Source organism: Pelomonas sp. Root1444 (assembly GCF_001426885.1).
GTDB lineage: Bacteria > Pseudomonadota > Gammaproteobacteria > Burkholderiales > Burkholderiaceae_C > Pelomonas.
The window spans coordinates 993,651-1,019,874 of sequence record NZ_LMFP01000003.1 but is presented as its reverse complement, the minus strand read 5'-3'; the positions used below and the strand labels follow the sequence as shown (position 1 = coordinate 1,019,874).

General features: G+C 65.8%; 31 protein-coding genes and 1 tRNA gene. 15 read left to right on the top strand and 17 right to left on the bottom strand.

Annotated features, from left to right (window positions below):
* The 3 genes from ASD35_RS07500 to ASD35_RS07490 are packed head-to-tail and all read right to left on the bottom strand — an operon-like array spanning window position 1 to window position 1,483.
* A complete protein-coding gene (locus ASD35_RS07500) occupies window positions 1–405 on the bottom strand; it encodes a prepilin-type N-terminal cleavage/methylation domain-containing protein (RefSeq protein WP_056874238.1) in 405 nt (134 codons plus the stop codon).
* A gap of 8 nt (window positions 406–413) precedes the next feature.
* Window positions 414–1,019 (bottom strand): GspH/FimT family pseudopilin, encoded by a 606-nt coding sequence (locus tag ASD35_RS07495; RefSeq protein ID WP_056874237.1) that lies wholly within the window; start codon window positions 1,017–1,019, stop codon window positions 414–416.
* Complete coding sequence (locus ASD35_RS07490; protein WP_157275422.1) at window positions 1,013–1,483, bottom strand: type IV pilin protein; 471 nt, start codon at window positions 1,481–1,483, stop codon at window positions 1,013–1,015. Before ASD35_RS07490 ends, ASD35_RS07495 begins: the two co-directional genes overlap by 7 nt.
* Window positions 1,484–1,771: 288 nt before the next feature.
* Between ASD35_RS07490 and ASD35_RS07485 the strand changes: the two genes are divergently transcribed.
* The 6 genes from ASD35_RS07485 to ASD35_RS07460 all read left to right on the top strand — a co-directional run bounded on the left by ASD35_RS07485 (window position 1,772) and on the right by ASD35_RS07460 (window position 5,797).
* The gene (locus ASD35_RS07485; RefSeq protein WP_056874236.1) at window positions 1,772–2,584 is read left to right on the top strand and encodes an ABC transporter ATP-binding protein; all 813 of its coding nucleotides are present in this window, start codon (window positions 1,772–1,774) and stop codon (window positions 2,582–2,584) included.
* Window positions 2,581–3,360: a lipid asymmetry maintenance ABC transporter permease subunit MlaE gene (mlaE, locus tag ASD35_RS07480; protein WP_056874235.1), complete on the top strand. Its 780-nt coding sequence runs from the start codon at window positions 2,581–2,583 to the stop codon at window positions 3,358–3,360. The genes ASD35_RS07485 and mlaE overlap by 4 nt, the downstream gene beginning before the upstream one ends.
* A 22-nt stretch (window positions 3,361–3,382) precedes the next feature.
* A complete protein-coding gene (gene mlaD, locus ASD35_RS07475) occupies window positions 3,383–3,874 on the top strand; it encodes an outer membrane lipid asymmetry maintenance protein MlaD (protein WP_056874234.1) in 492 nt (163 codons plus the stop codon).
* Complete coding sequence (locus ASD35_RS07470) at window positions 3,874–4,743, top strand: VacJ family lipoprotein (protein ID WP_056874233.1); 870 nt, start codon at window positions 3,874–3,876, stop codon at window positions 4,741–4,743. The genes mlaD and ASD35_RS07470 overlap by 1 nt, the downstream gene beginning before the upstream one ends.
* Window positions 4,744–4,838: 95 nt before the next feature.
* The gene (locus ASD35_RS07465) at window positions 4,839–5,477 is read left to right on the top strand and encodes a phospholipid-binding protein MlaC (RefSeq protein WP_056874232.1); all 639 of its coding nucleotides are present in this window, start codon (window positions 4,839–4,841) and stop codon (window positions 5,475–5,477) included.
* Between the two features lie 2 nt (window positions 5,478–5,479).
* The gene (locus ASD35_RS07460) at window positions 5,480–5,797 is read left to right on the top strand and encodes an STAS domain-containing protein (protein WP_056874231.1); all 318 of its coding nucleotides are present in this window, start codon (window positions 5,480–5,482) and stop codon (window positions 5,795–5,797) included.
* Here the strand turns inward: ASD35_RS07460 and ASD35_RS07455 are convergent, their stop codons facing one another.
* Window positions 5,798–6,658, bottom strand: a complete 861-nt coding sequence (locus tag ASD35_RS07455; protein ID WP_056874631.1) for a MurR/RpiR family transcriptional regulator — start codon at window positions 6,656–6,658, stop codon at window positions 5,798–5,800.
* A 2-nt stretch (window positions 6,659–6,660) separates the two neighbouring features.
* Complete coding sequence (gene zwf, locus ASD35_RS07450; RefSeq protein WP_056874230.1) at window positions 6,661–8,109, bottom strand: glucose-6-phosphate dehydrogenase; 1,449 nt, start codon at window positions 8,107–8,109, stop codon at window positions 6,661–6,663.
* A gap of 123 nt (window positions 8,110–8,232) precedes the next feature.
* Between zwf and tal the strand changes: the two genes are divergently transcribed.
* Genes tal through ASD35_RS07435 form a run of 3 tightly spaced genes read left to right on the top strand, consistent with a single transcriptional unit; the run spans window position 8,233 to window position 11,420 of the window.
* Entirely contained in the window at window positions 8,233–9,174 is a 942-nt protein-coding gene (gene tal, locus ASD35_RS07445; protein ID WP_056874229.1) for a transaldolase, read from the top strand.
* A gap of 6 nt (window positions 9,175–9,180) precedes the next feature.
* The gene (gene pgi, locus ASD35_RS07440) at window positions 9,181–10,803 is read left to right on the top strand and encodes a glucose-6-phosphate isomerase (RefSeq protein WP_056874228.1); all 1,623 of its coding nucleotides are present in this window, start codon (window positions 9,181–9,183) and stop codon (window positions 10,801–10,803) included.
* Entirely contained in the window at window positions 10,800–11,420 is a 621-nt protein-coding gene (locus tag ASD35_RS07435) for an HAD family phosphatase (RefSeq protein ID WP_056874227.1), read from the top strand. Before pgi ends, ASD35_RS07435 begins: the two co-directional genes overlap by 4 nt.
* On the opposite strand, the gene ASD35_RS07430 is transcribed toward ASD35_RS07435, so the two are convergent.
* From ASD35_RS07430 to ASD35_RS07395, 8 genes are all read right to left on the bottom strand, one after another.
* Window positions 11,417–11,629, bottom strand: coding sequence for a DNA gyrase inhibitor YacG (locus ASD35_RS07430; protein WP_056874226.1), 213 nt, complete (start codon window positions 11,627–11,629; stop codon window positions 11,417–11,419). The two genes, ASD35_RS07435 and ASD35_RS07430, sit on opposite strands and share 4 nt — an antisense overlap.
* A complete protein-coding gene (gene zapD / locus ASD35_RS07425; protein ID WP_056874225.1) occupies window positions 11,626–12,381 on the bottom strand; it encodes a cell division protein ZapD in 756 nt (251 codons plus the stop codon). The genes ASD35_RS07430 and zapD overlap by 4 nt, the downstream gene beginning before the upstream one ends.
* Before the next feature lie 14 nt (window positions 12,382–12,395).
* Window positions 12,396–13,004: a dephospho-CoA kinase gene (gene coaE, locus ASD35_RS07420; RefSeq protein WP_056874224.1), complete on the bottom strand. Its 609-nt coding sequence runs from the start codon at window positions 13,002–13,004 to the stop codon at window positions 12,396–12,398.
* A 7-nt stretch (window positions 13,005–13,011) separates the two neighbouring features.
* Window positions 13,012–13,950: an A24 family peptidase gene (locus ASD35_RS07415; RefSeq protein ID WP_056874223.1), complete on the bottom strand. Its 939-nt coding sequence runs from the start codon at window positions 13,948–13,950 to the stop codon at window positions 13,012–13,014.
* 70 nt (window positions 13,951–14,020) lie between these two features.
* On the bottom strand, window positions 14,021–15,244 hold the full coding sequence (locus ASD35_RS07410) for a type II secretion system F family protein (protein ID WP_056874222.1): 1,224 nt from the start codon (window positions 15,242–15,244) through the stop codon (window positions 14,021–14,023).
* Window positions 15,245–15,263: 19 nt separating this feature from the next.
* Window positions 15,264–16,931 carry a type IV-A pilus assembly ATPase PilB gene (pilB, locus tag ASD35_RS07405; RefSeq protein ID WP_082579972.1) on the bottom strand — a complete coding sequence of 556 codons (1,668 nt, stop codon included), beginning with the start codon at window positions 16,929–16,931 and terminating at the stop codon, window positions 15,264–15,266.
* 176 nt (window positions 16,932–17,107) lie between these two features.
* Window positions 17,108–17,184, bottom strand: a tRNA-Pro gene (locus ASD35_RS07400).
* 21 nt (window positions 17,185–17,205) lie between these two features.
* On the bottom strand, window positions 17,206–18,135 hold the full coding sequence (locus ASD35_RS07395; RefSeq protein WP_056874220.1) for a polyprenyl synthetase family protein: 930 nt from the start codon (window positions 18,133–18,135) through the stop codon (window positions 17,206–17,208).
* Window positions 18,136–18,500: 365 nt separating this feature from the next.
* On the opposite strand from ASD35_RS07395, the gene rplU reads away from it, so the two are divergent.
* The 4 genes from rplU to proB all read left to right on the top strand — a co-directional run bounded on the left by rplU (window position 18,501) and on the right by proB (window position 21,437).
* A complete protein-coding gene (gene rplU / locus ASD35_RS07390) occupies window positions 18,501–18,812 on the top strand; it encodes a 50S ribosomal protein L21 (RefSeq protein ID WP_025564359.1) in 312 nt (103 codons plus the stop codon).
* Between the two features lie 35 nt (window positions 18,813–18,847).
* Window positions 18,848–19,111, top strand: coding sequence for a 50S ribosomal protein L27 (gene rpmA, locus ASD35_RS07385; RefSeq protein ID WP_056874219.1), 264 nt, complete (start codon window positions 18,848–18,850; stop codon window positions 19,109–19,111).
* Window positions 19,112–19,248: 137 nt separating this feature from the next.
* Entirely contained in the window at window positions 19,249–20,325 is a 1,077-nt protein-coding gene (obgE, locus tag ASD35_RS07380; RefSeq protein ID WP_056874218.1) for a GTPase ObgE, read from the top strand.
* The gene (proB, locus tag ASD35_RS07375) at window positions 20,322–21,437 is read left to right on the top strand and encodes a glutamate 5-kinase (protein ID WP_056874217.1); all 1,116 of its coding nucleotides are present in this window, start codon (window positions 20,322–20,324) and stop codon (window positions 21,435–21,437) included. Before obgE ends, proB begins: the two co-directional genes overlap by 4 nt.
* A gap of 54 nt (window positions 21,438–21,491) precedes the next feature.
* Here proB and ASD35_RS07370 read toward each other — a convergent pair whose 3' ends face one another.
* Window positions 21,492–22,082: an RNA pyrophosphohydrolase gene (locus ASD35_RS07370; RefSeq protein WP_056874216.1), complete on the bottom strand. Its 591-nt coding sequence runs from the start codon at window positions 22,080–22,082 to the stop codon at window positions 21,492–21,494.
* A gap of 141 nt (window positions 22,083–22,223) precedes the next feature.
* Between ASD35_RS07370 and ASD35_RS07365 the strand changes: the two genes are divergently transcribed.
* Together ASD35_RS07365 and ASD35_RS07360 are read left to right on the top strand one after the other, a co-directional pair.
* Window positions 22,224–23,969, top strand: coding sequence for a proline--tRNA ligase (locus tag ASD35_RS07365; protein ID WP_056874215.1), 1,746 nt, complete (start codon window positions 22,224–22,226; stop codon window positions 23,967–23,969).
* The gene (locus tag ASD35_RS07360) at window positions 23,966–24,568 is read left to right on the top strand and encodes a lytic transglycosylase domain-containing protein (protein ID WP_056874214.1); all 603 of its coding nucleotides are present in this window, start codon (window positions 23,966–23,968) and stop codon (window positions 24,566–24,568) included. The genes ASD35_RS07365 and ASD35_RS07360 overlap by 4 nt, the downstream gene beginning before the upstream one ends.
* 21 nt (window positions 24,569–24,589) lie before the next feature.
* Here the strand turns inward: ASD35_RS07360 and ASD35_RS07355 are convergent, their stop codons facing one another.
* The 3 genes from ASD35_RS07355 to grxD form a co-directional block, all read right to left on the bottom strand.
* Window positions 24,590–25,201, bottom strand: coding sequence for an OmpA family protein (locus tag ASD35_RS07355; RefSeq protein ID WP_056874213.1), 612 nt, complete (start codon window positions 25,199–25,201; stop codon window positions 24,590–24,592).
* 141 nt (window positions 25,202–25,342) lie between these two features.
* Complete coding sequence (locus ASD35_RS07350) at window positions 25,343–25,903, bottom strand: UbiX family flavin prenyltransferase (protein WP_056874212.1); 561 nt, start codon at window positions 25,901–25,903, stop codon at window positions 25,343–25,345.
* Window positions 25,900–26,214, bottom strand: coding sequence for a Grx4 family monothiol glutaredoxin (grxD, locus tag ASD35_RS07345; RefSeq protein ID WP_056874211.1), 315 nt, complete (start codon window positions 26,212–26,214; stop codon window positions 25,900–25,902). The genes ASD35_RS07350 and grxD overlap by 4 nt, the downstream gene beginning before the upstream one ends.
* Window positions 26,215–26,224: the final 10 nt, after the last annotated feature.

Here is a 26,224-nt window from a genome sequence, read left to right as displayed (position 1 = left end):
TCATTGGGGGATCACCACAGTGGTGACGTAGCGATAGTTGTCGTTGGCATCACCGGTGGTGCCGGTGGGCTTCCAGGTCATGGTGATGCGTGCGGTGTTGCCGTTCACGGTCACCTCGCCGTTGCCACTGGGCATGCCGCCGCTGGCGGGGTCCGAGGCGCGTGCGGCCCACGGCTTCACCACGGTCGCAGCGTCAAGGTTCACGCTGTTCGCATTGATCATGAGGGCCGCCATTTCGTTGGCCAGCAGCGCCGCCCGCTGCGAATCCTCGTTCGTCGTGGATGCCTGCAGCGCCCGCGCCTGCAAGGTGATCAGGCCCAACAGCCCGAACGAGATGATCAAGATGCCGACCAACATCTCGATGAGTGAAAAGCCGCGGGACGGCGGTGTCTTGGGATGCTTCACGGGAGTGCTCATCGTCTGCAGCTGTCGGGTGCGGTGCTGGCTTTGCCGGGGTCACACATCCGGACAGCGCCGGACAGGGAGACGTCCAACTGCAAGGGCCGGTTTTCTGCGCTGCTCGCGGCAGGCGCCACAAGGTACGTGGTCGCAGCAGCAGTGCAGTCCAGCCCGATGGAGGTCGGATTGGTGAGCGTCGTCTGCCGTCCGTCGCCGGCGAAGCACACCGCGGTGCCTGTGCCCGGCGTCGGCGAGGTGAGGTTCACGCCGGCAGAAACGTCGGTGAGCACGCCGCACTGAATGGCTACGGGGATGTCGTCGGTCATCAACGGGTTGGGTACCGAACGGATCTGCCACTGCGCGCCAGCGGCGTCCGCCGTCGAGGTGGGCAAGCAGTCCTTGCTGTTCGTTCGAAACAGCACCACCGTCTGGTTGCGCCGCTGTGCCTCGGCCTGGGCCAGCCGAATGCTGGACTGCAGCGACTCAGCCACCGTGCGCACCCGCGCATTGCGGATCCACGTGGTGAAGTTGGGGATCGCCATGGCCATCAGGATGGCCAGCACGCTGACCGCGACCAGCAACTCGATGAGGCTGAAACCGCGGTGGCGGGCGTTCAGCATGACTCACCCTTCTTCATGATCCACTTGCCGGAACAGTTGCTGCCCCAGCCCGTCGGCACGGCCGTCGTCGCGCGCAGATCCTGCTGATTGATCGTGTATTTGAAGCCGCTGACCGGGCCGCTGCCAACTGCTTCCAGTGTGAATTCTGTGGCATTGGCCGTGGTGCAGCCGATGACGAAATTGCCGAAGGTGCGTGACGCGACATTGCTGTTGTTGCAAGGCGAGACGAACGTTCCACTGTTCGCGTAGGTGCGGTTGTCCTGAAAGTAGCGCTCCATCTGCGCACGCATCGTCGCCAGGCCGGTGCTCGCGTCGGTGAGACGGCTGCGCGTCACGTAGGACGTGTACTGGGGAATGGCCACCGCAGCGAGGATGCCGATGATGGCCACGGTGATCATCACTTCGATGAGCGTGAAACCGCGGGCGTGCTGGAAGCGTTGAGGAAACATGGCGGTGTTCTGCATGGGAGTGGGAATATTTTGGTATCCGCTGCCAAAGCGGGTTGACCGCTTGTCGCTACGCTGCGAACGCTGGTCGCAGCGGCGCATCGTTCCGTGAACTTGCGCACGTTCGAGGCAAAACGGCCTCGTATCTCGCCGTTACACGCGTAATGTGACGTAACGCAATCGCCGCGATCCATGGGACATCGGGTCCTTCGATGCTCGCGCCCTCATCCCTGGGAAGAACCCGAAGGGCTTCGGTGTTTCCCCTATCATGGCGCCCTTTCTCCCGCCCGGCTTCGGCCCGCTTGCGTGAACCCCTTGGCAACCGCACCCCTGATCGAACTGCGCAACGTCAGCTGCGGCTATGGCGATCGCGTGATCCTTGATGGCGTCAACCTGAAGCTCGAGCGTGGCAAGGTGCTGGCGCTGATCGGCACCTCGGGCGGCGGCAAGACGACGGTGTTGCGCTTGCTGGGCCGGCAATTGCGGCCGATTTCGGGCCAGGTGCTGTTCGACGGCCAGGATCTGGCGCCGTTGAACCTGGAGGCCCTGTATGCCGTGCGGCGCCGCATGGGCATGCTGTTCCAGTTCGGCGCTTTGTTCACCGACCTGAGCGTGTTCGAGAACGTCGCGTTCCCATTGCGTGAGCACACCGACCTGTCCGAGGCCATGATCCGCGACCTGGTGCTGATGAAGCTCAATGCCGTCGGCCTGCGCGGCGCGCGCGACCTGATGCCCAGCGAGGTGTCCGGCGGCATGGCGCGCCGCGTGGCGCTGGCGCGGGCCATTGCTCTGGACCCGGACCTGGTGCTCTATGACGAGCCGTTCGCCGGGCTGGACCCGATTTCGCTCGGCGTCGCCGCGCGGCTGATCCGCGACCTGAACGACGCCTTGGGGCTGACCAGCGTCATCGTGTCGCACGACCTGCACGAGACCTTCGAGATTGCCGACGAGGTGGCCATGATCGCCAACGGGCGCGTCGTCGCCCAGGGCACGCCGGACCAACTGCGCCACAGCGAGGATCCGCTGGTGCGCCAGTTCGTCGGTGCCGAGGCGGACGGCCCGGTGCGTTTCCACCAGCCGGCCAAACCGGTGGCCGAGGACTTCGGGGTGTCGGCATGATGGGTTTTGCCGCCCGCATCGGCGCGGGGCTGCGCTGGACGCTGACGGACATCGGCGGCGCCGCGCGCTTGTTCTTCGCGCTGCTGGCCCGCTCGCCCAAGGCGCTGGCGCGCTTCGTCCTCGTCCGGGAGCAGGTCTTCTATCTGGGCAACCGGTCGCTTTCCATCATCGGCGTGTCCGGCCTCTTCGTCGGCTTCGTGCTGGCGCTGCAGGGCTACTACACGCTGCAACGCTATGGCTCGGCGGAGGCGGTCGGCCTGCTGGTGGCGCTCAGCCTCGTGCGCGAGCTCGGGCCGGTCGTGACGGCGCTGCTGTTCGCCGGCCGCGCGGGCACGTCGCTGACGGCGGAGATCGGCTTGATGAAGGCTGGCGAGCAGCTGACCGCGATGGAGATGATGGCGGTCGACCCGGTGCAGCGCGTGCTCGCGCCTCGCTTCTGGGGCGGCTTCATCGCCATGCCCTTACTTGCGGCAGTCTTCTCGGCGGTCGGCATCATCGGCGGCTGGCTCGTGGCGGTGCCGTTGATCGGCATCGATTCCGGCGCCTTCTGGTCGCAGATGCAGGGCGGCGTCGACGTGTTCGCGGACGTCGGCAACGGCGTCGTCAAGAGCCTGGTGTTCGGCGTGACGGTGACCTTCGTCGCGCTGCTCCAGGGTTACGGCTGCAAGCCCACGCCCGAAGGCGTGTCGGCGGCCACCACGCGCACCGTCGTGCTGTCGTCCCTCGCCGTGCTGGCGCTGGACTTCATGCTGACCGCGATGATGTTTTCGATTTGAATGATGGAGTCAGGGAGTACACATGCAAGCCTCTCGACATGACGCCTGGGTGGGTTTCTTCGTGCTGCTGGGCGGCGCGGCGTTGCTTTTCCTCGCGTTGAAGGCCGGGAATCTGCTCAGCCTCAATTTCGACGACACCTACCAGGTGTCCGCGCGCTTCGACAACATCGGCGGCTTGAAGCCCAACGCCGCGGTCAAGAGCGCCGGCGTGGTCATCGGGCGGGTGGAGTCGATCAGCTTTGACGACAAGACCTTCCAGGCCAAGGTGGTGATCAACCTGCACAAGGGCGCGCTGTTCCCGAAGGACAGCTCGGCCAAGATCCTGACGTCCGGCCTGCTGGGTGAGCAGTACATCGGCCTGGAGCCGGGGGCCGACGAGAAGAACCTCGCCGGCGGCGATGTCATCCGCCAGACGCAGAGCGCCGTCGTGCTGGAGAACCTCATCGGCCAGTTCATCAACAGCAAGGCCTCCGACATGGGCAGTGCCACGCCGGCTTCGGGAGGCAAGCCGTGATGGGCCGCTGGATCCGAACGCTGGCCCTGCTGGCATTGGTGCTGAACCTGGCAGGTTGCCAGACGGTCAAGGGCGTCGGCACGCGGCTGGAGCGCGCGGTCGACAAGGTCATGGGCTCCAAGGGCCAGCGGCTGGACCCGTGGGAGTCGTGGAACCGCAAGGTCTTCGCCTTCAACGAGAGCCTGGACGCGAACCTGCTCAAGCCCGTGGCGACGGCTTATTCCGAGATCGTCCCGGCGCCCATCCGCACCGGCATCGACAACTTCTTCGGCAACATCGGCGACGCTTGGTCGTCCGTGAACCTGGTGCTGCAGGGGCGGTTCAAGGCTGGCGTCGAGCAGGGCATGCGCTTCGCAGTCAACTCGACGCTGGGCCTGGCCGGTGTCCTGGACATCGCCACCGAGGTGGGCCTGGAGAAGAACAGCCAGGACTTCGGCAAGACTTTGGGCAAATGGGGCATGGGCACCGGCGCCTACATCGTCTGGCCGGTGTTCGGTCCGTCCTCAGTGCGCGACTCCATCGCGCTGCCCATCGACTGGCAGGCTTCGCCAGCCGTGCTGTTCGACGATGGCCGCAAGCAGGTCGCCATCACGGCGCTGAACCTGGTCAATACGCGTGCGAACTTCCTGCGCGCCGGCGACATGCTGGAAGGCATTGCACTGGATAAATACACTTTTTACCGCGACGCCTACCTCCAGCGGCGCGGCAGCTTCGATGATGACGACGAGGTAGAAGTGCTGGTGCCCGGCAATGGCGCCCCGGCCCCGGCTGCCCAGGCGTCGGCGGCTTCGGCACCCGAGCCGGCCGCCTCGGAGCCCGCTGCGACCGTGAAGAAGCCCGCCGACCCGGCCTCTGCCGCGTCCCGGTGAACCACCGGGTTCATTGCGCGGTTCACGCGGGATGAGCCAACCATAACCGGGGCTGGCGCGTTGAGCGGCAGTCCCCGTTCTTGAGAAAGCGAACCATGACTCTGCTGACCTCCCTGCGCCGCCTGCTCGCCGTGACCACCCTCGGCCTTGGCCTGGTGCATGCCGCCCACGCCGCCGAAGCCGGTGCCCCCGATCAACTGATCCGCCAGCTGTCGCTCGAAACCATCGAGGCCGTCAAGGCCGACAAGGACATCCAGGCCGGCAATATCAGCAAGATCATTGCCCTGGTCGACGCCAAGGTGATGCCGCATGTCAACTTCCAGCGCATGACGGCCTCCGCCGTCGGCCGCTTCTGGCGCCAGGCCACGCCCGACCAGCAGGCCAAGCTGCAGGCCGAGTTCAAGACGCTGCTGGTTCGCACCTATGCCGGCGCGCTGACGCAGGTGAAGGACCAGACCATCGGCCTGAAGCCGCTGCGCGCCGAGTCGGGCGCCACCGAAGTCGTTGTACGCACCGAGATCCGCGGCAAGGGAGATCCCATCCAGCTCGACTACCGCCTCGAGAAGGCCGGCGCCGAGTGGAAGATCTACGACGTCAACGTGCTTGGCATCTGGCTGGCGGACCAGTACCGCAACAGCTTCGCTCAGGAGATCGGCGCCAACGGCATCGACGGCCTGATCAAGAGCCTGGCCGACAAGAACGCCAAGGCCGGCGCACCGGCCGCCAAGGGCTGATCTTGAGCGGCCTGAAGCTGCCGCCGCGGCTGCGCATGGACGGCGCCCGCGCCGCCTGGGCGCAGATGTCGCCGGCCCTGCGCGCCGAGGCCGCCCAGGTGCTGGCTGCGGCCGGCCGCGAGGTGCGGCTCTCGGCCGCCAGCCTGAAGGATTTCGATTCGTCGGCGCTCAGCCTGCTGTTGTCGGCCGCCCGCCAATGCAGCGAGCAGGGTGCCACGCTCAAACTAGATGACGCGCCCGACAAGCTGCGCGAGCTCGCCCGCGTCTACGGCGTGGCCGAACTGCTGTGGGCACCTCAGCAGCCTGCCGCTGGCGGCTGATCAGCCTGCGTAGCGCTTGGCGCGCAGGTTCTTCTTGATTTCCTGCAGCACGGGCCGCAGGTGCTGGCCCAGGCGCAGTGCCACGCCCGTCGTCAGGATGTCCACCGCGATGAGATGCAGCAGCCGCGACACCATGGGGCTGTAGCGGTCGAAGTCCTCCGGGTGGTCGACGGCCAGCAGGATCTGGCTCGGGCCCAGCGCCAATTGCGCGAGCGGCGAAGCGCTGGCCGTGATGATGATGATGGTCGCGCCCTTCTTGCGTGCGATGTCCGCGGCATCCAGCAGGTCGCGGCTGCGGCCGGAATTGCTGATGATGACGGCGCAGTCGCCCGGCTGCAGCATGGTCGCGCTCATCAGCTGCACATGGCCATCGCTGGTGGCCACCGTGTTGACGCCCAGGCGGAAGAACTTGTGCTGGGCGTCCTGCGCCACGATGCCGGAGTTGCCGACGCCATAGAACTCGATGCGCCGGTTGTGGCGGGCCGAATCGGCCAGCGCATCGATGGCGCGCTCGAAGGCATGGCTGGCCGCGTCGTTGCGGTAGTGCAGCAGCGCGGCGACCGCGTTGTCGACCACCTTGACGATGATGTCCTGCGGCTTGTCGTCCTCGTCCACCGCGCGGTGCACGAACGGCACGCCCTCGTTGACGCTGCCGGCGAGCTTGAGCTTGAAATCGGCCAGGCCGTCGTAGCCCACGCTGCGGCAGAAGCGCACCACCGTCGGTTTGGACACGTGCGAGCGGTCAGCCAGTTCGCTGACCGGCAGGCTCGCGAAGCTGCGCGCATCGGCCAGCAGCAGCTTGGCGACGCGTTGTTCGGCCGGGGGAAGGGCAGGCAGCGCCGCCTTCACGCGTTCGAGGATGCTCACTGTTCTTCAGCCCAGGAGAAACCGTCACGCGCCACCAGGGCGCTGGCCGCCGCCGGGCCCCAGGAGCCGGCGGAATAGGGGCGCGGGCCGCTGGTGTCGGTCTCCCAGGCGTCGAGGATGGGTTCCACCCAGCGCCACGCCTGCTCCTGCTCATCGCTGCGGACGAACAGGTTCAGTCGGCCAGCGATCGCATCCAGCAGCAGGCGCTCGTAGGCGCCGACGCGCTGGGTGGCGAAGGCCTTGTCGAAGTCCAGGTCCAGCGAGACCGGCGTCAGCTGCTCGCCGTGGACGGCGCCCTTCTGCGCCAGCAACTGCAGCTCCAGCCCGTCCTCGGGCTGCAGCTTGATGACCAGGCGGTTGGGCTGGCTGGCGCCGCCCGGGAAGATCTTGTGCGGCACCGGGCGGAAGTTGACAACGATCTGCGCATCGCGTTCGGCCAGGCGTTTGCCGGTGCGAAGGTAGAAGGGCACCCCGGCCCAGCGCCAGTTGTTGACCTCGGTGCGGAGCGCCACGAAGGTCTCGCAGGCGCTGTCCGGCGGCACCTTGACCTCTTCCAGATAGCCCGGCACCGCCGTGCCCTCGATGCTGCCGGCGCGGTACTGGCCGCGCACCACGTCCCGCGCGACGCTTTCCGGCGTGAAGGGCTTGAGCGAGCGCAGCACCTTGAGCTTCTCATCGCGGATGGCGTCGGCGTCGTTGCTGCTCGGCGGCTCCATCGCGATCATCGTCAGCAGCTGCAGCGCATGGTTCTGGATCATGTCGCGCAGCGCACCTGTGCCGTCGTAGAAGGCGCCGCGCGTGCCCACCCCCAGGCGCTCGGCCAGCGTGATCTGGATGTTGGCGATGCTCTCCCGGCGCCACAGCGGTTCGAACAGCGCATTGCCGAACCGCAGCGCCATCAGGTTCTGCACCGACGGCTTGCCGAGGTAGTGGTCGATGCGGAAGGCCTGGCTCTCCGCGAAGACGCTGCGCACCGCGCGGTTGATCTCCTGTGCGCTGGCAAGGTCGTGGCCCAGCGGCTTCTCCAGCACCACCCGCACCTTGTCGTGGTTCAGGCCGACCGCACCGAGCTGCTGGCAGATGCCGGTGAACAGATGGGGGCTGGTCGCGAGGTACAGCACGACGGTGTCGGCATTGCGTGCGTCCAGCCATTCCTTCAGCCCTTGGTAGTGGTCGGGCTGGGAAAGGTCCATGCGGCGGTAGTGGATCAGCGCCGCAAAACGCTCGAACTCCTCGTCATTGGGACGCTTGGCGCCGTCGACCTCACGGAAGCGCTCCTTGAGCCACTCGCGATAGCGTTCGTCCGTCTGGTCGTCACGCGCGACGGCGAGAATGCGACCGTCTTCGGGCAGCTTGCCATGCCGGAAAGCCTGGAACAGTGCGGGCATCAGCTTGCGCCATGTCAGGTCGCCGGTGCCGCCAAAGAACACGAGATCAAAGGACATCTACGGGTCTCCAGGCCAGCGTCCTCCCATGAGACGCTAACCGTTGTGTAACTTAGTTTCGTGAAATACTATGCAGCAGTTTCTTCGCCGGGTCAATCCAATCGACCCGAACACAGGCCCACCATGAACCAGCTCGACCAGCTCAAAGCCTTCACCACCGTCGTCGCCGACACTGGCAATTTCCTGCAGCTCGCGCAGTTCGCGCCGCGTGACGCGACGACGAATCCTTCGCTGATCCTGAAAGCCGTGCAGTCGCCCGACTATGCGCCGCTGCTGAAGGAGACCGTCGAGGCCCACCGCGGCAAACCGCTGGACGAAATCGTCGACCAGGTGCTCGTGCGGTTCGGCTTGGAGATCCTCAAGGTCGTGCCCGGCCGCGTGTCGACCGAGGTCGATGCGCGCCTGTCCTTCGACAAGGCTGCCAGCCTCGCGCGGGCGCGCCGCATCATTGCGCTGTACGAAGCCGCCGGCATTGGCCGCGAGCGTGTGCTCATCAAGCTCGCGTCGACCTGGGAAGGCATCCAGGCCGCCGCTGAACTGGAGCGCGAAGGCATCCGCTGCAACCTGACGCTGCTGTTCGCCTTCGCCCAGGCCGTGGCCTGCGGTGAAGCCAAGGTGCAGCTGATCTCCCCGTTCGTCGGCCGCATCTACGACTGGTACAAGAAGTCCGCCGGCGCCTCGTGGGACGAGGCCGCAATGGCCGGGGTCAACGACCCCGGCGTGAAATCGGTGACGCAGATCTACGGCTACTTCAAGCAGCACGGCATCAAGACCGAGGTGATGGGCGCGAGCTTCCGCAACATCGGCCAGATCCGGGCGCTTGCCGGCTGCGACCTGTTGACCATCAGCCCCGACCTGCTCGCGCAACTGCAGGCGATCGACGCCAAGCTGGAACGTGCGCTCGACCCGGCCAAGGCGCCCGACATGCCGGCCATTCACCTCGACGAAGCCGCATTCCGCTTTGCGCTGAACGAGGATGCGATGGCGACCGAGAAGCTGGCCGAAGGCATCCGCCTGTTCGCCGTCGACGCTGGCAAGCTCGACAAACTGATCGAAGCCGCCTGACTGACCATGGCCAAGCGCTGCGACCTGTCTCCCGTCTGGGCCCAACTGCAGGCCCACTACGCCGCGAGCGGTCGCGGCTTCGACATCCGCCAGGCCTTCGTGGCCGACGCGGGCCGCTTCGGCGCGTTGTCGTTCGAAGCGCCCGAGGTCTTTGCCGACCTGTCCAAGAACCGCATCGACGCGGCCACGCTGGCCCTGCTGCTGGCCCTGGCCCGCGACTGCGGCCTGGAAGCGCGACGCGATGCCCTGTTGCGCGGTGATCCGGTCAACCACACCGAAGGCCGCGCGGTGCTGCACACCGCCTTGCGCGCGCCAGCCGGAAGCGGCGCGCCATTCAACGCCGAGGTGCAGGCGTCGCTGGACGCCATGCTGGCCTTTGCCGAAAGCGTGCGCCGCGGCGAGCGCGGCGACATCACCGACGTCGTGCACATCGGCATCGGCGGCAGCGACCTCGGCCCGGCCATGGTCGTGCAGGCGCTGCAGGCCTTCGGCCGCCGTGACCTGAAGCTGCACTTCGTCTCCAACGTCGACGGGCATGACCTGGCGCCGGTGCTGGCGGCGCTGGCGCCCAAGCACACGCTCTTCGTCATCGCATCTAAAACCTTCACGACGCAGGAGACGCTGGCCAACGCGCAGGCCGCCAAGGCCTGGTTCCTCGCGGCCGGCGGGACGGACATCGCCCGTCACTTCGTCGCGACAAGCAGCAACACCGCCGCGGCCGCCGCCTTCGGCATCGACACCGCCTTCGGTTTCTGGGACTGGGTGGGTGGGCGCTATTCGCTGTGGTCCGTCATCGGCTTGCCCATCGCCATCGCGGTGGGTGCCGACAACTTCCGCGAGCTGCTGGCCGGCGCCCATGCGATGGACCAGCACTTCGCGACTGCGCCGCTGGAGCGGAATCTGCCGGTGCTATTGGGCCTGGTGGACGTCTGGTACCGCAACTTCCATGGTTTCACGAGCCGCAGCGTCGCGCCCTATCACCAGGGCCTGCGCCGGCTGCCGGCCTATTTGCAGCAGCTGGAGATGGAGAGCAACGGCAAGGGCGTGGACCTGGACGGCCACGCGCTGTCGCTGGGCACGTCCCCGGTCGTCTGGGGCGAGGCCGGCACCAATGGCCAGCATGCCTATTTCCAGATGCTGCACCAGGGCACGGACGTGATCCCGGTCGAGTTCATCGCGGTGAAGCGCCCCAACCATGGCGCGAGCGGTGAGTTGGCCGAGAAGCTTGCCGACCAGCACCGCAAGCTGCTCGCCAACTGCCTGGCGCAGAGCCAGGCGCTGATGCAAGGCAAGACCGCCACCGAGGCGCTGGCCGAAAAGGCGCCGACCGCGTCCGCGACGCTGGACCGCGACGTGCTGTCCCGCCACCGCAGCTTCCCCGGCAACCGGCCAAGCACGACGCTGGTGCTGGATGCGCTGACGCCGCGCTCGCTGGGCGCGCTGATCGCGCTCTACGAGCACCGCGTCTTCGTGACCGGCGCGCTTTGGGGCATCAACAGCTTCGACCAGTGGGGCGTGGAACTCGGCAAAGCGCTGTGCAACCAGCTGCTGCCGCGACTGGAGAGCGGCGACACCGTCGGGCTGGATGGCTCGACCGCAGGGCTGCTGACGCGATTGGTGGTCGCATGAAGATCGTCTTCGACTTCGGCGGTGTCGTCTTCCGCTGGCACCCGGCCAGCTTTCTCGCGCGGGTCCTGCCGCATCGCATCGAGACGCTGGAGCAGGGCGCCCAGGCGGCGTCGCTCTTCTTCCAGAACTACGGCGGGGATTGGGGCTTGTTCGACCAGGGTCTGATCGGCACGGACGAAGTGGTGCGCCGCATCTCCGCCCGCACCGGCTGGCTGCGGGGCGAGGTCGAGACCGTCGTGCGCGCGGTGCCGGACGAGCTGATGGCCATCCCGGCGACGGTCGTGCTGATCCGCGACCTGAAGGCCGCGGGGCACACGCTGCACTTCCTGTCCAACATGCCCGAGCCCTACGCGGACCATCTCAGTGCGACCTATCCACTGACCGAGTGGTTCGAGTCGGGCCTGTTCTCCGGCCGGGTCAAGCAGATCAAGCCGGGCGCGGAGATCTTCGCGTTGGCGGAGCGGCACTTCGGCGCGAAGCCTGAAGAACTGCTTTTCATCGATGACCATCCAGTCAACGTCGACGCGGCCTTGTCGCGCGACTGGCAGTCCTTCTTGTTCACCGATGCCGCCAGCGCGCGGCGCGAACTGGTGTCCCGCCGGCTGCTGAGCGCTTAGTGCAGCGGCTCGCCGTTGGGCCCGAATTCATCGGGGTCCTGCGGCGGTGTGGCCGGCACGCGGAAGCTCTCGCTGGCCCACGCGCCCAGGTCGATCTGGCGGCAGCGCTCGCTGCAGAACGGGCGCCACTTGTTGCTCGGCGCGAACACGCTTTCGCCACCGCATTGCGGGCAGCGCACGATGCGCTCCCCTTGGACATTCGTCTTCATTGGCACAGCGCGAGTTCGAAGCTGGTGTCTTCCTGGGCCAGCTTGAGCCGGCCCTCCTCGTCCTGGCGCATCAGCCGGATGGAGATCATCAGCCGGTGGCCCGAGATCTCCGGGATGAGGCCGAGGCTGGGGTCGATGCGCATGCGCAGCAACTGGTAGACGCGACCTGCCGCCAGGCTCTGCTGGAACTGGCCGGCCGTGGCCGCCACCTTGTGCGGCGCGCCGGAGTCACGCAGCATGCCCAGCAGCACCTGCAGCGCCTCGGCCATCGGCATCAGCGACTGCGCCCAGCTCATCAGGTCCTTGCGACGGCGCACCGGCAGCATCTGCTGCCAGTTGTAGTAGGCCGGCAGGTCGAACTCGCAAGTGCCGCCCGGGATGCTGATGCGGCTGCGGATGCTCATCAGCCAGTCGTTGCCCGTCAGCGCCACGCCAGTCTTGCCGGCCAGCGCGTTGAGGCGCTGGAAAGCGCCGTCGATGCGCGCGACAACCTCGTCCAGCCGTGCTTCGTCGACGCCTGGGCTGCCGCGATAGGCGTTGAATTGCGCCTTGTGTTTCTCGAGTTCCTTGAGCAGGTCGCTCTTCAGGTCGGCGCGCGATGCGACGTCGAGGATCTCGAACAGCGTGACCAGGGCGAAGTGATGGTCGAGCGCGGCTTCGCGCGCCATCAGCGTGCCGAGACGGTCGAACAGGTGTTCGAGGCGAAGCATCGTGCGGATGCTTTCGTTGAACGGGTACTCGTACAAGACCACGGCGGGGACTTCAGTCAGGGCGCGGCGATTGTTTCACAGCCCCAGCGTGCGGCCAGCATCAGAACTTGGTTTCTGAGCGTGACAAGCGCAATGCCGTCATTCCACAGCACGGCGTCTGCCGCCGCACGGCGCGTCTGGCGGCTGGCCTGTGCGGCAAGGGCGCCTTCAATGCGCTCGTGCGTCCAGCCGGGCCGCTGCAGCACGCGGGCGAACTGCGTCTCGGTCGAGCAGTCGATGACCAGCACGCGGGCGACGCGGGGCCGCCAGCGGCCGGACTCGACGAGCAGAGGGACGTCGAAAACGATCAGCGGTGCGCCCGCTGCGGCCTCGGCCTGGGCGAGGGCTTCAGTGGTGATCAGCGGATGCAGGATGGATTCCAGTCGCCGCTTCGCAGAGGCGTCGGAGAAGGCGAGGGCGCGCATGCGCTCGCGGTCCAGCGCGCCGTCGGTCGACACGAATGCTGCACCGAAGGCTTGCGCGATCGCCGGCATGGCTGCACCCCCGGCCAGTGTGAGCCCGCGCGAGATGGCGTCCGTGTCGACAACGACAGCACCTGCCTCGCGCAGAAAACCGGCGACCGTGCTCTTGCCCGAGCCGATGCCGCCGGTGAGGCCGACCCTCATGCGTGGCTCACGCCCAGCCGAGCCAGCCCAGGACCGTCTGCTGGCCTGCGAACAGCACGACCAGCCCCCCGCCTGCGAGGAAGGGGCCGAAGGGCACGTAGCGGCCCTCGCGCAGGCCGGCCGTCATCTTCATGATGATGCCGACAATGGCGCCGATGGCCGAGGCGCCCAGCACGATGGGCAGGATCATCTGCCAACCCAGCCAGGCCCCCAGCGCGGCGAGCAGTTTGAAATCGCCAAAGCCCATGCCCTCCTTGCCGGTGGCGAGCTTGAACAGCCAGTAGATGGACCACAGCGACAGGTAGCCCGCCAGCGCGCCGATCAAGGCCTTGTCGAGCGGAATGGTCCAGCCCATCAACGCTGCGATGAGGCCGGTCCACAGCAGCGGCTGGTTGATGGCGTCGGGCAGCAGCGTCGTGTCCCAATCGATCATTGCCAGCGCAATCAGTGCGGCCACGAAGCCGCACCACAGCAGCGTCGTCGGCTGGGCGCCGAAGCGCCAGGACAGCGCGGCGAACGCGAGGCCGGTGGACAGCTCGACGAGGGGGTACCGCTTGGAAATCGGAGCCTTGCACGCGGCGCATTTGCCACCCAGGCGCAACCAGCCGACGAGGGGCAGGTTCTCATGCCAGCGCAGCTGATGGCCGCAATGCGGGCAGCGCGAGCGCGGCTTGGAGATGCCCAAAGGCGGCAGTTCCTCGATCCTGGTGCCATAGGCGTCCACCGCCTTGGCCAGCTTCTCGGCGTCCGCGGACGGCACGCCGGCCACGCGGGCCATCGCTGCCGCATCAGTCAACTGCGCCGCGGATTCATGCAACCACTGGCGCTCCAGCATCAGCGGCAGGCGATGGATGACGACGTTCAGGAAGCTGCCGATGCACAGGCCCAGAACGCCCAACAACCAGGGGGAAAGCCAGACGGACCAGTCGATTGAAGCGAGGGGCATGGTGGGCGGCGCGACGGGTGGATAAGGGAGGCGGGAATCTACCCGCATTGAGCCGCCCTACCGGGGGCAATCAGACAACCGCGCCAATCTTGAAGATCGGCAGGTACATAGACACCACGATGCCGCCGATCAAACCGCCGAGGATGACGATGATGAAGGGCTCCATCAGGCTGGACAGGGCCTTCACCGCCTCATCCACTTCGTCCTCGTAGAACTCGGCGGCCTTCGCGAGCATGTGGTCCAGGGAACCTGACTCCTCGCCGATGGAGGCCATTTGCAGCACCATCGTGGGAAAGATGCCCGCGGTCTGCATGGAGGTCGTCAGCGCGGACCCGGTGGAGACGTCGCGCTGGATCTGCTCCGTGGCCTCCTGGAACACCGCATTGCCCGATGCGCCACCGACAGAATCCAACGCTTCGACGAGAGGCACGCCCGCGGCGAACATTGTCGATAGGGTCCGCGTCCAGCGCGCGACGGCGGACTTGTACAGTAAGTCGCCGAACACGGGGATCTTCAGCAATATCCGGTCCATGCGCTTTTGCACCTTTTCGGAGCGCTTCCAACTCTGGATGAAGAAGTAGACGCCGCCGCCAATGCCAAGAAACATGGCCCACCACCACGCCACAAAGAACTCGGACATGGCGATGACAATCAGGGTCGGAGTCGGCAGGTCGGCCCCGAAGGAGGTGAAGACTTCCTTGAATGCGGGAATGACGAAAATCATGATGACCGCGACGACGATGAAGGCCACGACCATGACCGCGATCGGGTAGGTCAATGCGGACTTGATCTTGTTCTTGAGAGCGACCGTCTTTTCCTGATAGATCGCAAGCCGGTCCAGCAAGGCTTCAAGGATGCCGCCGGTCTCGCCGGCCTCGACGAGGTTGCAGTACAGCGCGTCGAAATACATCGGATGCTTGCGGAAGGCCGCCGAGAGGCTGGTACCTGTCTCGACGTCCTGCCGGATGTCGTTCAACAGCCGTGCCAGCCGTGGGTTGGTCGCGCCGCGTCCCACGATGTCAAAGGCCTGCAGGAGCGGCACGCCCGCACGCATCATCGTGGCGAGCTGCCGCGTGAAGACGGCGATGTCCTTCTGCTTGATCGAGCTTCCACCGCTGACGCGGCGCTTCTTGACCTTGTTGACGAGGATGCCCTGGCGGCGCAGCGTGGCGCTGACCATTGCTTCGCCCCCCGCACGCAATTCGCCCTTGACGATCTTGCCGTTGCGGTCCTTGCCCTCCCACTCGAAGACGAACTCCTTGACGCCTTTTACTGCGGCGGTGGCAGTTGCCATGCGCTCTCCTCGCGACTGTTTATTCGTTGGTGGCGGACAGGACTTCTTCGAGCGACGTGACGCCGCCGCGCACCTTGATCAGGCCCGACTGGCGCAGATCGCGCACGCCTTCCTTCTTGGCCTGTTCGGCGATGTCCATCGCCGTTCCCTCGGCCAGGATGATGCGCTGGATCGGCTCGGTGATGGGCATGACCTGGTAAAGGCCAAGGCGGCCGCGGTAACCATTTGTGCAGTTGTTGCATCCCACGGCCCGATACGGCTTCCAGCTCCCATCAAAGTCTTCTTCACTGAAGCCGGCCTTCAACAGTGCGTCGCGCGGATAGTCGGCGGGCTGCTTGCAGTTCTCACAAAGCCGCCGCACCAGGCGCTGCGCAGTGATCAACAGCACACTCGACGCGATGTTGAAGGGTGCCACACCCATGTTCAGCAGGCGCGTCAGCGTCTTGGGCGCGTCGTTGGTATGCAACGTGGACATCACCATGTGCCCGGTCTGGGCCGCCTTGATGGCGATGTCAGCGGTCTCAAGGTCGCGGATCTCGCCGACCATGATGATGTCGGGATCCTGGCGCAGGAAGGACTTCAGCGCGGCCGAAAAGTTGAGCCCGGCCTTGTCGTTGACGTTGACCTGGTTGATGCCCGGGAGGTTGATTTCGGCCGGGTCTTCAACCGTCGAAATATTGACACCCGGCTGATTGAGGATGTTCAGGCAGGTATAAAGCGACACCGTCTTGCCCGAACCCGTCGGGCCGGTCACGAGCACCATCCCGTAGGGGCGGTAGATGGCCGCCAGCAACCGCTCTTTCTCGATCTTCTCGTAGCCCAGCGCATCGATGCCCAGCTTCGCTGACGAGGAGTCCAAGATACGGATGACGATCTTTTCGCCGAACAGCGTGGGGAGCGTGCTGACGCGAAAGTCGATGGACTTCGCACCGAACTTCAGCTTCATGCGGCCGTCTTGAGGCACGCGGCGCTCCGCGATGTCCAGGCGCGAAATCACCTTAATCCGGGAGGACAGCTTGTCCTTGATGGCGATCGGTGGCTGGGTGATCTCTCGCAGTTCGCCGTCGACGCGAAAGCGCACGCGATAGTGGAACTCGTACGGCTCGAAGTGCAGGTCGGACGCGCGCAGGTTGATCGCGTCGACCAACATTTTTTGCAGGAAGCGCACGACGGGCGCGTCCTCGACATCGCCCAGCTCGGCCGCCTCCGGCTGTGGAGCGGATTCTTCCTCGGCGATGTCGAAGTCAAAGTCGCCGCCGGCGATCGACTCCAAGGTTTCAGTTGCACTGACGCCGACGCTGCTGAGCATCTTCGTCAGCTTGTCGTGCTCGACGATGACCCATTCAGGCTGCAGCTGTGTGGCGAACTTGATGCGCTCGATGACTTCGAGATCGGTCGGGTCGGCGCCACCCACGAAGAGGCGATTGCCGCGTCTCGACAGCGCAACGACCTGGTACTGCAGCGTCAGCTTCGCGTCGATGACGTTCTGCGGCATGCGCTGCGGATCGATGGCGGCAAGGTCCAGCAGCGGCAGCGCCAGCGCGCTGGACAGCGTGTGCGCCAAGTCGGACGGCGACACCTGACCGCTGGCGATAACCGCATTGACGAAACTGACCTTCTTGTCGCGCGCCTGCTTGACGAGTTCTTCAGCAGCCTTCGCCGGCAGTTTGCCTGCATGCACGAGCATGCGCGCAACCCCCGACAGGGCAGATTGAAGCGGCTCGGCGAGCGTGGTTTCCACGGGTGTGCGTCGGCGACGGCAGAGTGAAGTCGATCGATTGTGCCAGCGTAGGGCAGGGAAATTCAGCGGCGCGGCGTGACGTTTGCCGCATCTCGCGGACCCCCATCCCGAGGGTGAAGACTTGGTCGGGGTGAGAGGATTCGAACCTCCGGCCTCTACGTCCCGAACGTAGCGCTCTACCAGGCTAAGCTACACCCCGATGTCTTCCGTTGCGAGCCACTTAAGAGTGGCGCTCAACCGACTGAATTGCGAATTCTAGCAGAGATTCTGTCCACTTGTTGCGAGGTAGCGACTGAAGAGAGTCGCTTGCGTGTCTTGCTTCGGCGCGCGCGGCCTCACGTGTGGACTCCAGGGCGCCCGTAGAGCGAACGATGCCGACGATCTCCTGCAGCTTTTCTTGCTCGCCTTCCTCAATGGCATGGCGCAGCAGCGCACGTTGCTCGGGCAGGGCGCGTTCCATGGCGATCAGCAGCGGCAGCGTCGTCTTGCCTTCGCGCAAGTCGTCACCGATGTTCTTGCCCAGCTCGTGGGCATCGCCTTCATAGTCGAGCACGTCGTCAATGAGCTGGAAGGCTGTGCCCAGCGCACGGCCATAAGCTGCGCAAGCTTCCTCGACCTCCGGCGTCGCGTTTGCAAGTACCGCGCCGAGGCGGGCGCTGGCTTCGAAGAGCTTGGCGGTCTTGAAGCGAATCACGCGCAGGTAGCTCTCGACGCTGATGTCCGGGTCATGCATGTTCATCAGTTGCAAGACCTCGCCCTCCGCGATGACGTTGGTCGCCTCGGCCAGCACTTCCAGCACGCGCATGCGATCGACCGAGACCATCATCTGAAAGGCGCGCGAGTAAAGGAAGTCGCCGACTAGCACGCTCGCCGCATTGCCGAACAGCGCATTCGCAGTCGGCTTGCCGCGTCGAAGCGACGACTCGTCGACGACGTCGTCGTGGAGGAGGGTCGCCGTGTGAATGAACTCGACGACGGCTGCCAGTTCAAACCGTGCAGTGCCCTCGAAGCCGAGCGCGTTTGCAAACAACAGCACGAGCTTGGGTCGCATGCGCTTGCCGCCGGCATGGACGATGTAGTGGGCGATCTGATCGATCAGCGCCACCTCGGAGCTCAGGCGCTGCGCGATGACGCCATCGACCTGGGCCATCTCGGCGGCGAGCAGCGCAAGGGCCTCGGCAACTTGGGGTGGGGGCGAGGCAGTCTCGACGCGCACTCTGGACTCTCAAGCTAGGGATCGGGGCATTATAGAAACCGCATTTGCGCTCCTCGGCCTCGGCCGGCATTGAAGGGCCGGCGGAACGCCTGTCTCGCAACAGGGAGGACGGTCATTGCCAGTCATTCAAGACTGCGGGTATACTCGCGGGCTCTTTGCAACTCGTGCGCCTCGGCGCCTGGGCTGCGGGAGAACAAAACCGACAAAAAGGCCCGACGAGGGCGGCAGCGTTACCGCATGGCGGAGCGCCAAGCTGCTGGAGCCGGGTGAATGCACCTCACGGGTGCGAAAGGAAGAACATGTACGCGGTCATCAAAACCGGCGGCAAGCAGTACAAGGTTGCTGCTGGCGAAAAGATCAAGGTCGAGTTGCTCGACGCGGAAGTCGGCGCTGAGGTCACCCTCGATCAAGTGCTGGCAGTTGGCAGCGGTGACGGCCTGACCGTCGGCGCTCCGCTGGTCGCTGGCGCCACCGTCAGCGCCAAGGTCGTCAGCCATGGCAAGCACGACAAGGTTCGCATCTTCAAGATGCGCCGTCGCAAGCACTACAAGAAGAGCCAGGGCCATCGCCAGAACTACACCGAGCTGGAAATCAGCGCGGTCAACGGCTGATCCAGTCGTCTTTCGCTAATTTCTAGGAGCTACTCATGGCACAGAAAAAAGGCGGCGGTTCCACACGGAACGGCCGCGACTCCAAGCCCAAGATGCTGGGCGTCAAAGCTTATGGCGGCGAGCTGATCTCCGCAGGTTCGATCATCGTGCGCCAGCGCGGCACCAAGTTCCATGCTGGCGTGAACGTTGGCATGGGCAAGGACCACACGTTGTTCGCGCTGGTCGATGGCCACGTCAGCTTTACCGTCAAGGGTGCGAGCAACCGTTCGACGGTGGTCATCACGCCGCTGGCCGCCTGAACGGCAGCCGTTGAGGGCGAGCGCATCGCCCGACACCCTCAAGCCCCGGCTCGCCGGGGCTTTGTCATTTCTGAAGTCTGGCGCGCCACACGACGGCATGCTGGTCACAACCTCCGCCATTACGATGGCAACCCGCCATGAAATTCGTTGACGAAGCCACCATCGATGTCGCCGCCGGTAACGGCGGTGCGGGCTGCGCGAGCTTTCGCCGCGAGAAGTTCATTCCCTTCGGCGGGCCGGACGGGGGGGACGGTGGCAAGGGCGGCAGCGTCTGGGCCGAAGCCGACCGCAACCTGAACACGCTGATCGACTACCGCTATGCGCGCCGCCACGAGGCTCGCAACGGCGAGGCCGGGCGCGGCTCCGACTGCTTCGGCGCGGCAGCCGACGACATCGTGCTGCGCATGCCGGTCGGCACCATCATCACGGACCTCGAAACCGAGTCCGTCATCGGCGAACTGCTCGAGCCCGGCCAGCGCATCCTGATCTGCAAGGGTGGCGATGGCGGCTTCGGCAACCTGCATTTCAAGACATCCACCAACCGCGCCCCGCGCCAGAAGACGCCCGGCTGGCCGGGCGAGATCAAGAAGATCCGTCTGGAATTGCGCGTGCTGGCCGACGTGGGCCTGCTGGGCCAGCCGAATGCCGGCAAGTCGACGTTGATCACGGCGGTGTCCAACGCCAAGCCCAAGATCGCCGACTATCCTTTCACGACGCTGCATCCGAATCTCGGCGTCGTGCGTGTCGGGCCGGAAAAGAGCTTTGTCGTCGCCGACATCCCTGGCCTCATCGAAGGTGCTGCCGAAGGGGCCGGCCTTGGCCATCAGTTCCTGCGCCACCTGCAGCGCACGCGGCTGCTGCTGCACGTTGTCGATCTGGCGCCCTTCGATCCCGAGGTCGACCCGGTCAAGGAAGCCAAGGCCATCGTCGCCGAACTGAAGAAGTACGACGCTGAACTGCACGCCAAGCCGCGCTGGCTGGTATTGAACAAGCTGGACATGGTGCCCATCGAAGAGCGCGCCGCGCGCGTGAAGGACTTCGTCAAGCGCTACAAGTGGAAGGGGCCGGTCTTCGAGATCTCGGCGCTGACCCGCGAAGGCTGCCAGCCGCTGATCCATGCCATCTACGACCATGTCGCCGCCCAGCAGCGTGTGCTCGAAGAGCCCGACATCCGTTTCGATTCCCCTCGTCCTACCGACTCAGCCGCCGAATGAGCTTGCTGTCCAGCGCGCGCCGCATCGTTGTCAAAGTCGGTTCCAGCCTTGTCACCAACGAGGGGCGCGGTGTCGATGCCGAAGCGATTGCGAACTGGAGCCGCCAGCTCGCGGCGTTAGCGAATGAAGGGCGCGAGCTGGTCATGGTGTCCAGCGGCGCAATCGCCGAGGGCATGAAGCGCCTGGGCTGGACGACGCGGCCCAAGGAATTGCATGAATTGCAGGCTGCGGCGGCCGTCGGACAGATGGGCCTGGCGCAGATGTACGAGAGTCAGCTCAGCGCACACGGCATGCACAGCGCCCAGGTGCTGCTGACCCACGCCGACCTGGCCGACCGCGAGCGTTATCTCAATGCCCGCTCCACGCTGCTGACGCTGATGGCGCACCGCGTACTGCCGGTCATCAACGAGAACGACACCGTCGTCAATGATGAGATCAAGTTCGGCGACAACGACACGCTGGGCGCGCTGGTGGCCAACCTCGTGGAAGCTGACGCCTTGGTCATACTGACCGACCAGCGCGGCCTGTACTCGGCAGATCCGCGCAAGGACCCGACCGCCCGCTTCATCGACAACGCCCAGGCCGGCGATCCCGAGCTGGAGCGGATGGCCGGCGGCGCCGGCTCGAGCATCGGCCGTGGCGGCATGATCACCAAGATCCTCGCCGCCAAGCGCGCCGCGGGCAGCGGGGCGGGCACCGTCATCGCCTGGGGGCGCGAGCCCGACGTGCTGCTGCGCCTGGCGCGCGGCGAGGCGATCGGCACGGCGCTGCATGCCGCCACGCCCAAGCTGGCGGCGCGCAAGCAATGGATGGTGGACCACCTGCAAATGCGCGGCGCCGTTCGCGTCGACGCTGGCGCCGTCGTGAAGCTGCGTGGCGAGGGCAAGAGCCTGCTGCCCATCGGCGTCACCGAGGTGCAGGGCGACTTCCACCGGGGCGACGTCATCGCCGTGCTGGCGCCGGACGGCACCGAGCTGGCGCGTGGCCTGGCGAACTACTCCGGCGCTGAATCGCGGTTGATCGCCCGCAAGCCGTCATCGGAGTTCGAGGGGTTGCTCGGCTATGCGGCCGAGCCGGAGCTGATCCACCGCGACAATTTGGTCCTCCGCTAGGAGGAGCCAATTGCGGCGCAGCTCATATCGCTTGCGATGTGAGCGTAGTCGGACTCAGCCCTGCGACTCGCCTTCCGGCGGCGTCGCCGTCGCTTCCAGCGGCATCGGCCCGCTGTTGCGCTCCCGATGCGCCGGTCGCATGCCTGCGCGCAGATAGCGGTTGTGGTGGTTGATGCGCGGCAGATAGCGCGCCAGCTCCGTCAGCGCCATCTCGTAGACGCCGCGCTTGAACTCGATTACCGCCTCCAGTGGCACCCAGTACTCGTTCCAACGCCAGGCGTCGAACTCCGGGTGGTCGGTGGCGCGCAGGTTCATGTCGCAATCGCGGCCGAGCATCTGCAGCAAGAACCAGATCTGTTTCTGGCCCCGGTAATGGCCGCGTGCATCGCGCCGGATGAAGTGCTCGGGCACCTCGTAGCGCAGCCAGTCGCGCGTCCTCGCAAGGATGCGCACATGCTCTGGCGTGAGCCCCACCTCTTCGTGGAGCTCTCGGAACATCGCCTGCTCAGGCGTCTCGCCGTGTTTGATGCCCCCTTGCGGGAACTGCCACGAGTGCGTCCGGATGCGCTTGCCCCAGAAGACCTCGTTGCGTTGGTTGAGCAGGATGATGCCGACGTTGGGGCGGAAGCCTTCACGGTCGAGCATAATCAACCTCAAATCTCTAGTTGGTTCGATTATTGCATCGGGCCGCGATTGCGGCGTTGCCCTCGCTAACCCGAAGATTTGCCCCTGTTTTGTCGTGACTTCGGCCGGGTTTTCACCCGGCCTTCGCATTTGGGTCTACCCATGAAAGCCTCGCAGTTCTTTGTCTCCACCCTCAAGGAAGCGCCCGCCGATGCGGAGGTTGTCAGCCACCGGCTGATGATGCGCGCCGGCATGATCAAGCGCCTGGGCGCCGGGATATACAACTACATGCCGATGGGACTTCGCGTCATCCGCAAGGTCGAGAAGATCATCCGCGAGGAGATGGACGCCGCCGGCGCCGTCGAGTGCCTGATGCCCGTCATCCAGCCTGCCGAGCTGTGGCAGGAGACCGGCCGCTTCGACAAGATGGGCCCCGAGCTGCTGCGCGTGAAAGACCGCCATGGCCGCGACTTCATCGTGCAGCCGACGAGCGAGGAGGTCATCACCGACATCGCCCGCCAGGAGCTGCGCAGCTACCGCCAGCTGCCGAAAAATTTCTATCACATCCAGACCAAGTTCCGCGACGAGCGCCGGCCCCGCTTCGGCCTGATGCGTGGCCGCGAGTTCACGATGAAGGATGCCTACTCCTTCGACCGTGATGTAGAGGCGGCCGGCCGCAGCTACGACAACATGTACGCGGCCTACTGCAAGATCTTCGATCGCTTCGGCCTGCAGTACCGTGCCGTCGCGGCGGACACCGGCGCCATCGGCGGCGACCGCTCTCACGAGTTCCAGGTCATCGCGGACACCGGCGAAGACGCCATCGTCTACTGCCCGACCAGCGACTACGCCGCCAACATGGAGCTAGCCGAGGCCGTGGCGCTGCTGCCCGCACGCGCCGACGCGTTGCAGGCGCTGGCCAAGACGCCCACGCCCGGCAAGGCCACCTGCGAGGAAGTCGCGTCGCTGCTGGGCCTGCCGCTTGCGCAGACGGTCAAATCGCTGGTGCTGGCCACCGACGAATTGGACAAGGACGGCAACATCGCCAAGACCCAGGTCTGGCTGCTGCTGGTGCGCGGCGACCATGACCTGAACGAAGTCAAGGCCGGCAAGGTGGAGGGCCTCAAAGGCGGCTTCCGCTTCGCGACCGCGGGTGAGATCGTGGATCACTTCGGCTGCAAGCCGGGCTACCTCGGCCCCATCGGCCTGAAGAAGCCGGTCAAGATCGTCGCCGACCGGACGGTCGTGGTCATGAGCGATTTCGTCTGCGGGGCCAACGAGGCCGACTTCCACCTGACCGGCGTCAACTGGGGCCGCGACCTGCCGGAGCCGGATGTCATCGCCGACATCCGCAACGTCGTCGCCGGCGACCCCTCGCCGGACGGCCAGGGCCTGCTCGCCATCCAGCGCGGCATCGAGGTCGGCCATGTGTTCTATCTCGGCACCAAGTACTCGGCCGCGATGAACGCGACCTTCCTCGACGAGAACGGCAAACCCAGGCTGCTGGAGATGGGCTGCTACGGCATCGGTGTGACGCGCATCCTGGGCGCCGCCATCGAGCAGAACCACGACGCCCGCGGCATCATCTGGCCGGACGCGATCGCACCGTTCACCGCCGTCATCTGCCCCATCGGCATGGACCGCAGCGAAGAGGTCAAGGCCGCGGCGCACCAGCTCTATGACGAGCTGAAGGCGCTTGGCGTGGACGTGCTGCTGGACGACCGTGGCGAGCGCCCCGGCGCGATGTTCGCGGACTGGGAGCTGATCGGCGTGCCGCACCGCGTCGTGCTGTCTGATCGGGGTATGAAGGAAGGCCAGGTCGAGTATCAAGGCCGGCGCGACGAGGCGGCGACCAAACTGGCCGTCTCGAGCGTTGTCGGCCACCTGAAGGGTCTGCTGAAGCTTTGAAACGCCGCCTTGCGGTATTGGGCCTGCTCGCGGCGCCGCTAGGCGCGCGGGCAGGTGCCCAGGTCGAGGAACCCTTGGCTGACGCGGTGCGCTCGGCCTTGGGCGCGGCCATCGCGCAGAACGCGCCGCCGCGGCCGCGGTTCGACGATGTCGAGGCGCGCATGGCCTACCTGCGCTGGCTGGGCGCCATGAGCGAGCGGCTCAAGAAGCGCAAGACCGAGACGCAGATCCGCATCGAGTTCCTGGAGACGGTCTGGTACGAAGCCAAGCGCGCAGGCCTGGAGCCCAGCCTGGTGCTCGGCCTCATCCAGGTGGAGAGCGGCTTTCGCAAGTACGCGATCAGCACGGCCGGTGCGCGCGGCTACATGCAGGTGATGCCGTTCTGGACGCGCGCCATCGGTGACGGCAACGCGTCACGGCTTTTCCACATGCAGACCAACCTGCGCTTCGGCTGCGTGATCCTCCGCCACTACCTCGACATCGAGAAGGGCGACCTCTTCCTGGCGCTGGGCCGCTACAACGGCAGCCGTGGCCGCGCCGAGTATCCGAACGCGGTGTTCGCGTCGCGCAGGCAGTGGTTGATGCCGGGGGAGCGCTGAAGCGCTCCCCTTCAGCTCAGCTCAGCGCATCACGATCAGCTGAACCCGACGGTTCGTGCTGCGACCTTCGCGGCTGTTGTTGTCGGCCAGGGGCGCAGATTCGCCGTAGCTGATCGTTGCCATGCGCGCGAGCGGCACGCCAGCGCGGGCGAGATGCATGCGCACGGCTTCGGCCCGCTTGAGGCCCAGTTGCTGGTTGACCGCGTCGCTGCCGGTCGCGTCGGTGTGGCCCTGGATTTCGATGAACACCGGCTGGTTGTCGGCCTTGAGCTTGGCGACGAGTTGATCGAGCTCCTGGCCGGCCTGTTCGGTGAGCTGGAAGCGGCCCGATTTGAACTTGATCTTGTCATCGGTCAGCACCGTGCTCATCAGCAAGCCGGGCGGCTTGGGCAGATTGGCGGCTTCCTGGGCTCGCGCCGCCGCCTCCCGCTCCAAAGTCACGATGCGCGCCTCGCTGCCTTGCAGCCGGCCGTCCAGGGCCTTGAGGTTGTCGTCATGGGCCTGCACACGGGTGCCGAGGCCGTCCACGCTGGTCTGCACCGGCGCGACGGTCTCCTTGACGAATTCCTTGGTGGCGCAAGCGCTCAGCAACAGGACGCTGCTGGCAACGATCAGGGGCGACAGTCTCGTCATCGGTGGTCTCGTGGTGGATTGCGCGACTCTAGGCATTCCTTCACGGACAAACGTGTTGAGCTGTGAGCAATCCTTGCGCCATTAACCTGGCTGAACAAAGCCTTACCGTTGCACCTTTTCGCCGCGACGGGCGCAGATCGCCTATAGCCCTGTCCAAGCCTTGGGCTGCGCCTGGGCGATGCCGCTCAACTCCAGCACCCGCTCCACCGTTTCGTTCACGATCTCTTCGATGCTCTTCGGGTGGTGATAGAAGGCCGGCAGCGGCGGGAAGCAGATGCCACCCATCTCCGTGACCGCCACCATGTTGCGCAGATGGGCCAGGTTCAGCGGCGTCTCGCGCACCATCAGGATCAGCCGGCGACGCTCCTTGAGCGTCACGTCGGCGGCACGGGTCAGCAGGTTGTCGCCGAGGCCGTGGGCGATCGCGGCCAGCGACCTCATCGAGCAGGGCGCGACGACCATGGCGCGGGTGCCGAAGCTGCCGCTGGCGATGCAAGCGCCGATGTCGCCGGGCGCATAAGCGTGGTCGGCCTCGGCCTCCAGCGTGGAGCGGTCGAGGCCCAGCTCATGGTGGGCATTCAGGATGCCGGCGGGTGTGGCGACCAGGTGCGTCTGCACGCCCAGCTCGCGCGCACGGCGCAACAGGCGCAGCGCGTAGGCCGCCCCGGTCGCGCCCGTCAGCCCGACGACGAGGCGGGTCACGCCGTGGCGAGCGCCTGCTGCAGTTCGCCCGACTCGTACATCTCCATCATGATGTCCGAGCCGCCGACGAACTCGCCATTGATGTAGAGCTGCGGGATGGTGGGCCAGTTGGCGTAGTCCTTGATGCCCTGGCGCACTTGCTCGTCTTCCAGCACATTGAAGGTCTTGATGTCGCTGGCGCCGGCGGCCTTCAGGATCTGGATGGCGCGGCCGGAGAAGCCGCACATCGGGAACTGGGCCGTGCCCTTCATGAAGAGCATGACGCGGTTGGATTTGACGAGGTCGTCGATGCGTTGCTGAACGTCGCTCATGGCTGTCTCG

Bases quoted from the DNA above. Each gene is read 5' to 3' on its own strand.
- ASD35_RS07495 (WP_056874237.1), bottom strand. From the start codon at position 1,019: ATGCTGAACGCCCGCCACCGCGGTTTCAGCCTCATCGAGTTGCTGGTC.
- ASD35_RS07490 (WP_157275422.1), bottom strand. From the start codon at position 1,483: ATGCAGAACACCGCCATGTTTCCTCAACGCTTCCAGCACGCCCGCGGT.
- mlaE (WP_056874235.1), top strand. From the start codon at position 2,581: ATGATGGGTTTTGCCGCCCGCATCGGCGCGGGGCTGCGCTGGACGCTG.
- mlaD (WP_056874234.1), top strand. From the start codon at position 3,383: ATGCAAGCCTCTCGACATGACGCCTGGGTGGGTTTCTTCGTGCTGCTG.
- ASD35_RS07470 (WP_056874233.1), top strand. From the start codon at position 3,874: ATGGGCCGCTGGATCCGAACGCTGGCCCTGCTGGCATTGGTGCTGAAC.
- ASD35_RS07465 (WP_056874232.1), top strand. From the start codon at position 4,839: ATGACTCTGCTGACCTCCCTGCGCCGCCTGCTCGCCGTGACCACCCTC.
- zwf (WP_056874230.1), bottom strand. From the start codon at position 8,109: ATGTCCTTTGATCTCGTGTTCTTTGGCGGCACCGGCGACCTGACATGG.
- tal (WP_056874229.1), top strand. From the start codon at position 8,233: ATGAACCAGCTCGACCAGCTCAAAGCCTTCACCACCGTCGTCGCCGAC.
- pgi (WP_056874228.1), top strand. From the start codon at position 9,181: ATGGCCAAGCGCTGCGACCTGTCTCCCGTCTGGGCCCAACTGCAGGCC.
- ASD35_RS07435 (WP_056874227.1), top strand. From the start codon at position 10,800: ATGAAGATCGTCTTCGACTTCGGCGGTGTCGTCTTCCGCTGGCACCCG.
- ASD35_RS07430 (WP_056874226.1), bottom strand. From the start codon at position 11,629: ATGAAGACGAATGTCCAAGGGGAGCGCATCGTGCGCTGCCCGCAATGC.
- coaE (WP_056874224.1), bottom strand. From the start codon at position 13,004: ATGAGGGTCGGCCTCACCGGCGGCATCGGCTCGGGCAAGAGCACGGTC.
- ASD35_RS07415 (WP_056874223.1), bottom strand. From the start codon at position 13,950: ATGCCCCTCGCTTCAATCGACTGGTCCGTCTGGCTTTCCCCCTGGTTG.
- ASD35_RS07410 (WP_056874222.1), bottom strand. From the start codon at position 15,244: ATGGCAACTGCCACCGCCGCAGTAAAAGGCGTCAAGGAGTTCGTCTTC.
- pilB (WP_082579972.1), bottom strand. From the start codon at position 16,931: ATGCTCGTGCATGCAGGCAAACTGCCGGCGAAGGCTGCTGAAGAACTC.
- ASD35_RS07395 (WP_056874220.1), bottom strand. From the start codon at position 18,135: ATGGCCCAGGTCGATGGCGTCATCGCGCAGCGCCTGAGCTCCGAGGTG.
- rplU (WP_025564359.1), top strand. From the start codon at position 18,501: ATGTACGCGGTCATCAAAACCGGCGGCAAGCAGTACAAGGTTGCTGCT.
- rpmA (WP_056874219.1), top strand. From the start codon at position 18,848: ATGGCACAGAAAAAAGGCGGCGGTTCCACACGGAACGGCCGCGACTCC.
- obgE (WP_056874218.1), top strand. From the start codon at position 19,249: ATGAAATTCGTTGACGAAGCCACCATCGATGTCGCCGCCGGTAACGGC.
- proB (WP_056874217.1), top strand. From the start codon at position 20,322: ATGAGCTTGCTGTCCAGCGCGCGCCGCATCGTTGTCAAAGTCGGTTCC.
- ASD35_RS07370 (WP_056874216.1), bottom strand. From the start codon at position 22,082: ATGCTCGACCGTGAAGGCTTCCGCCCCAACGTCGGCATCATCCTGCTC.
- ASD35_RS07365 (WP_056874215.1), top strand. From the start codon at position 22,224: ATGAAAGCCTCGCAGTTCTTTGTCTCCACCCTCAAGGAAGCGCCCGCC.
- ASD35_RS07355 (WP_056874213.1), bottom strand. From the start codon at position 25,201: ATGACGAGACTGTCGCCCCTGATCGTTGCCAGCAGCGTCCTGTTGCTG.
- grxD (WP_056874211.1), bottom strand. From the start codon at position 26,214: ATGAGCGACGTTCAGCAACGCATCGACGACCTCGTCAAATCCAACCGC.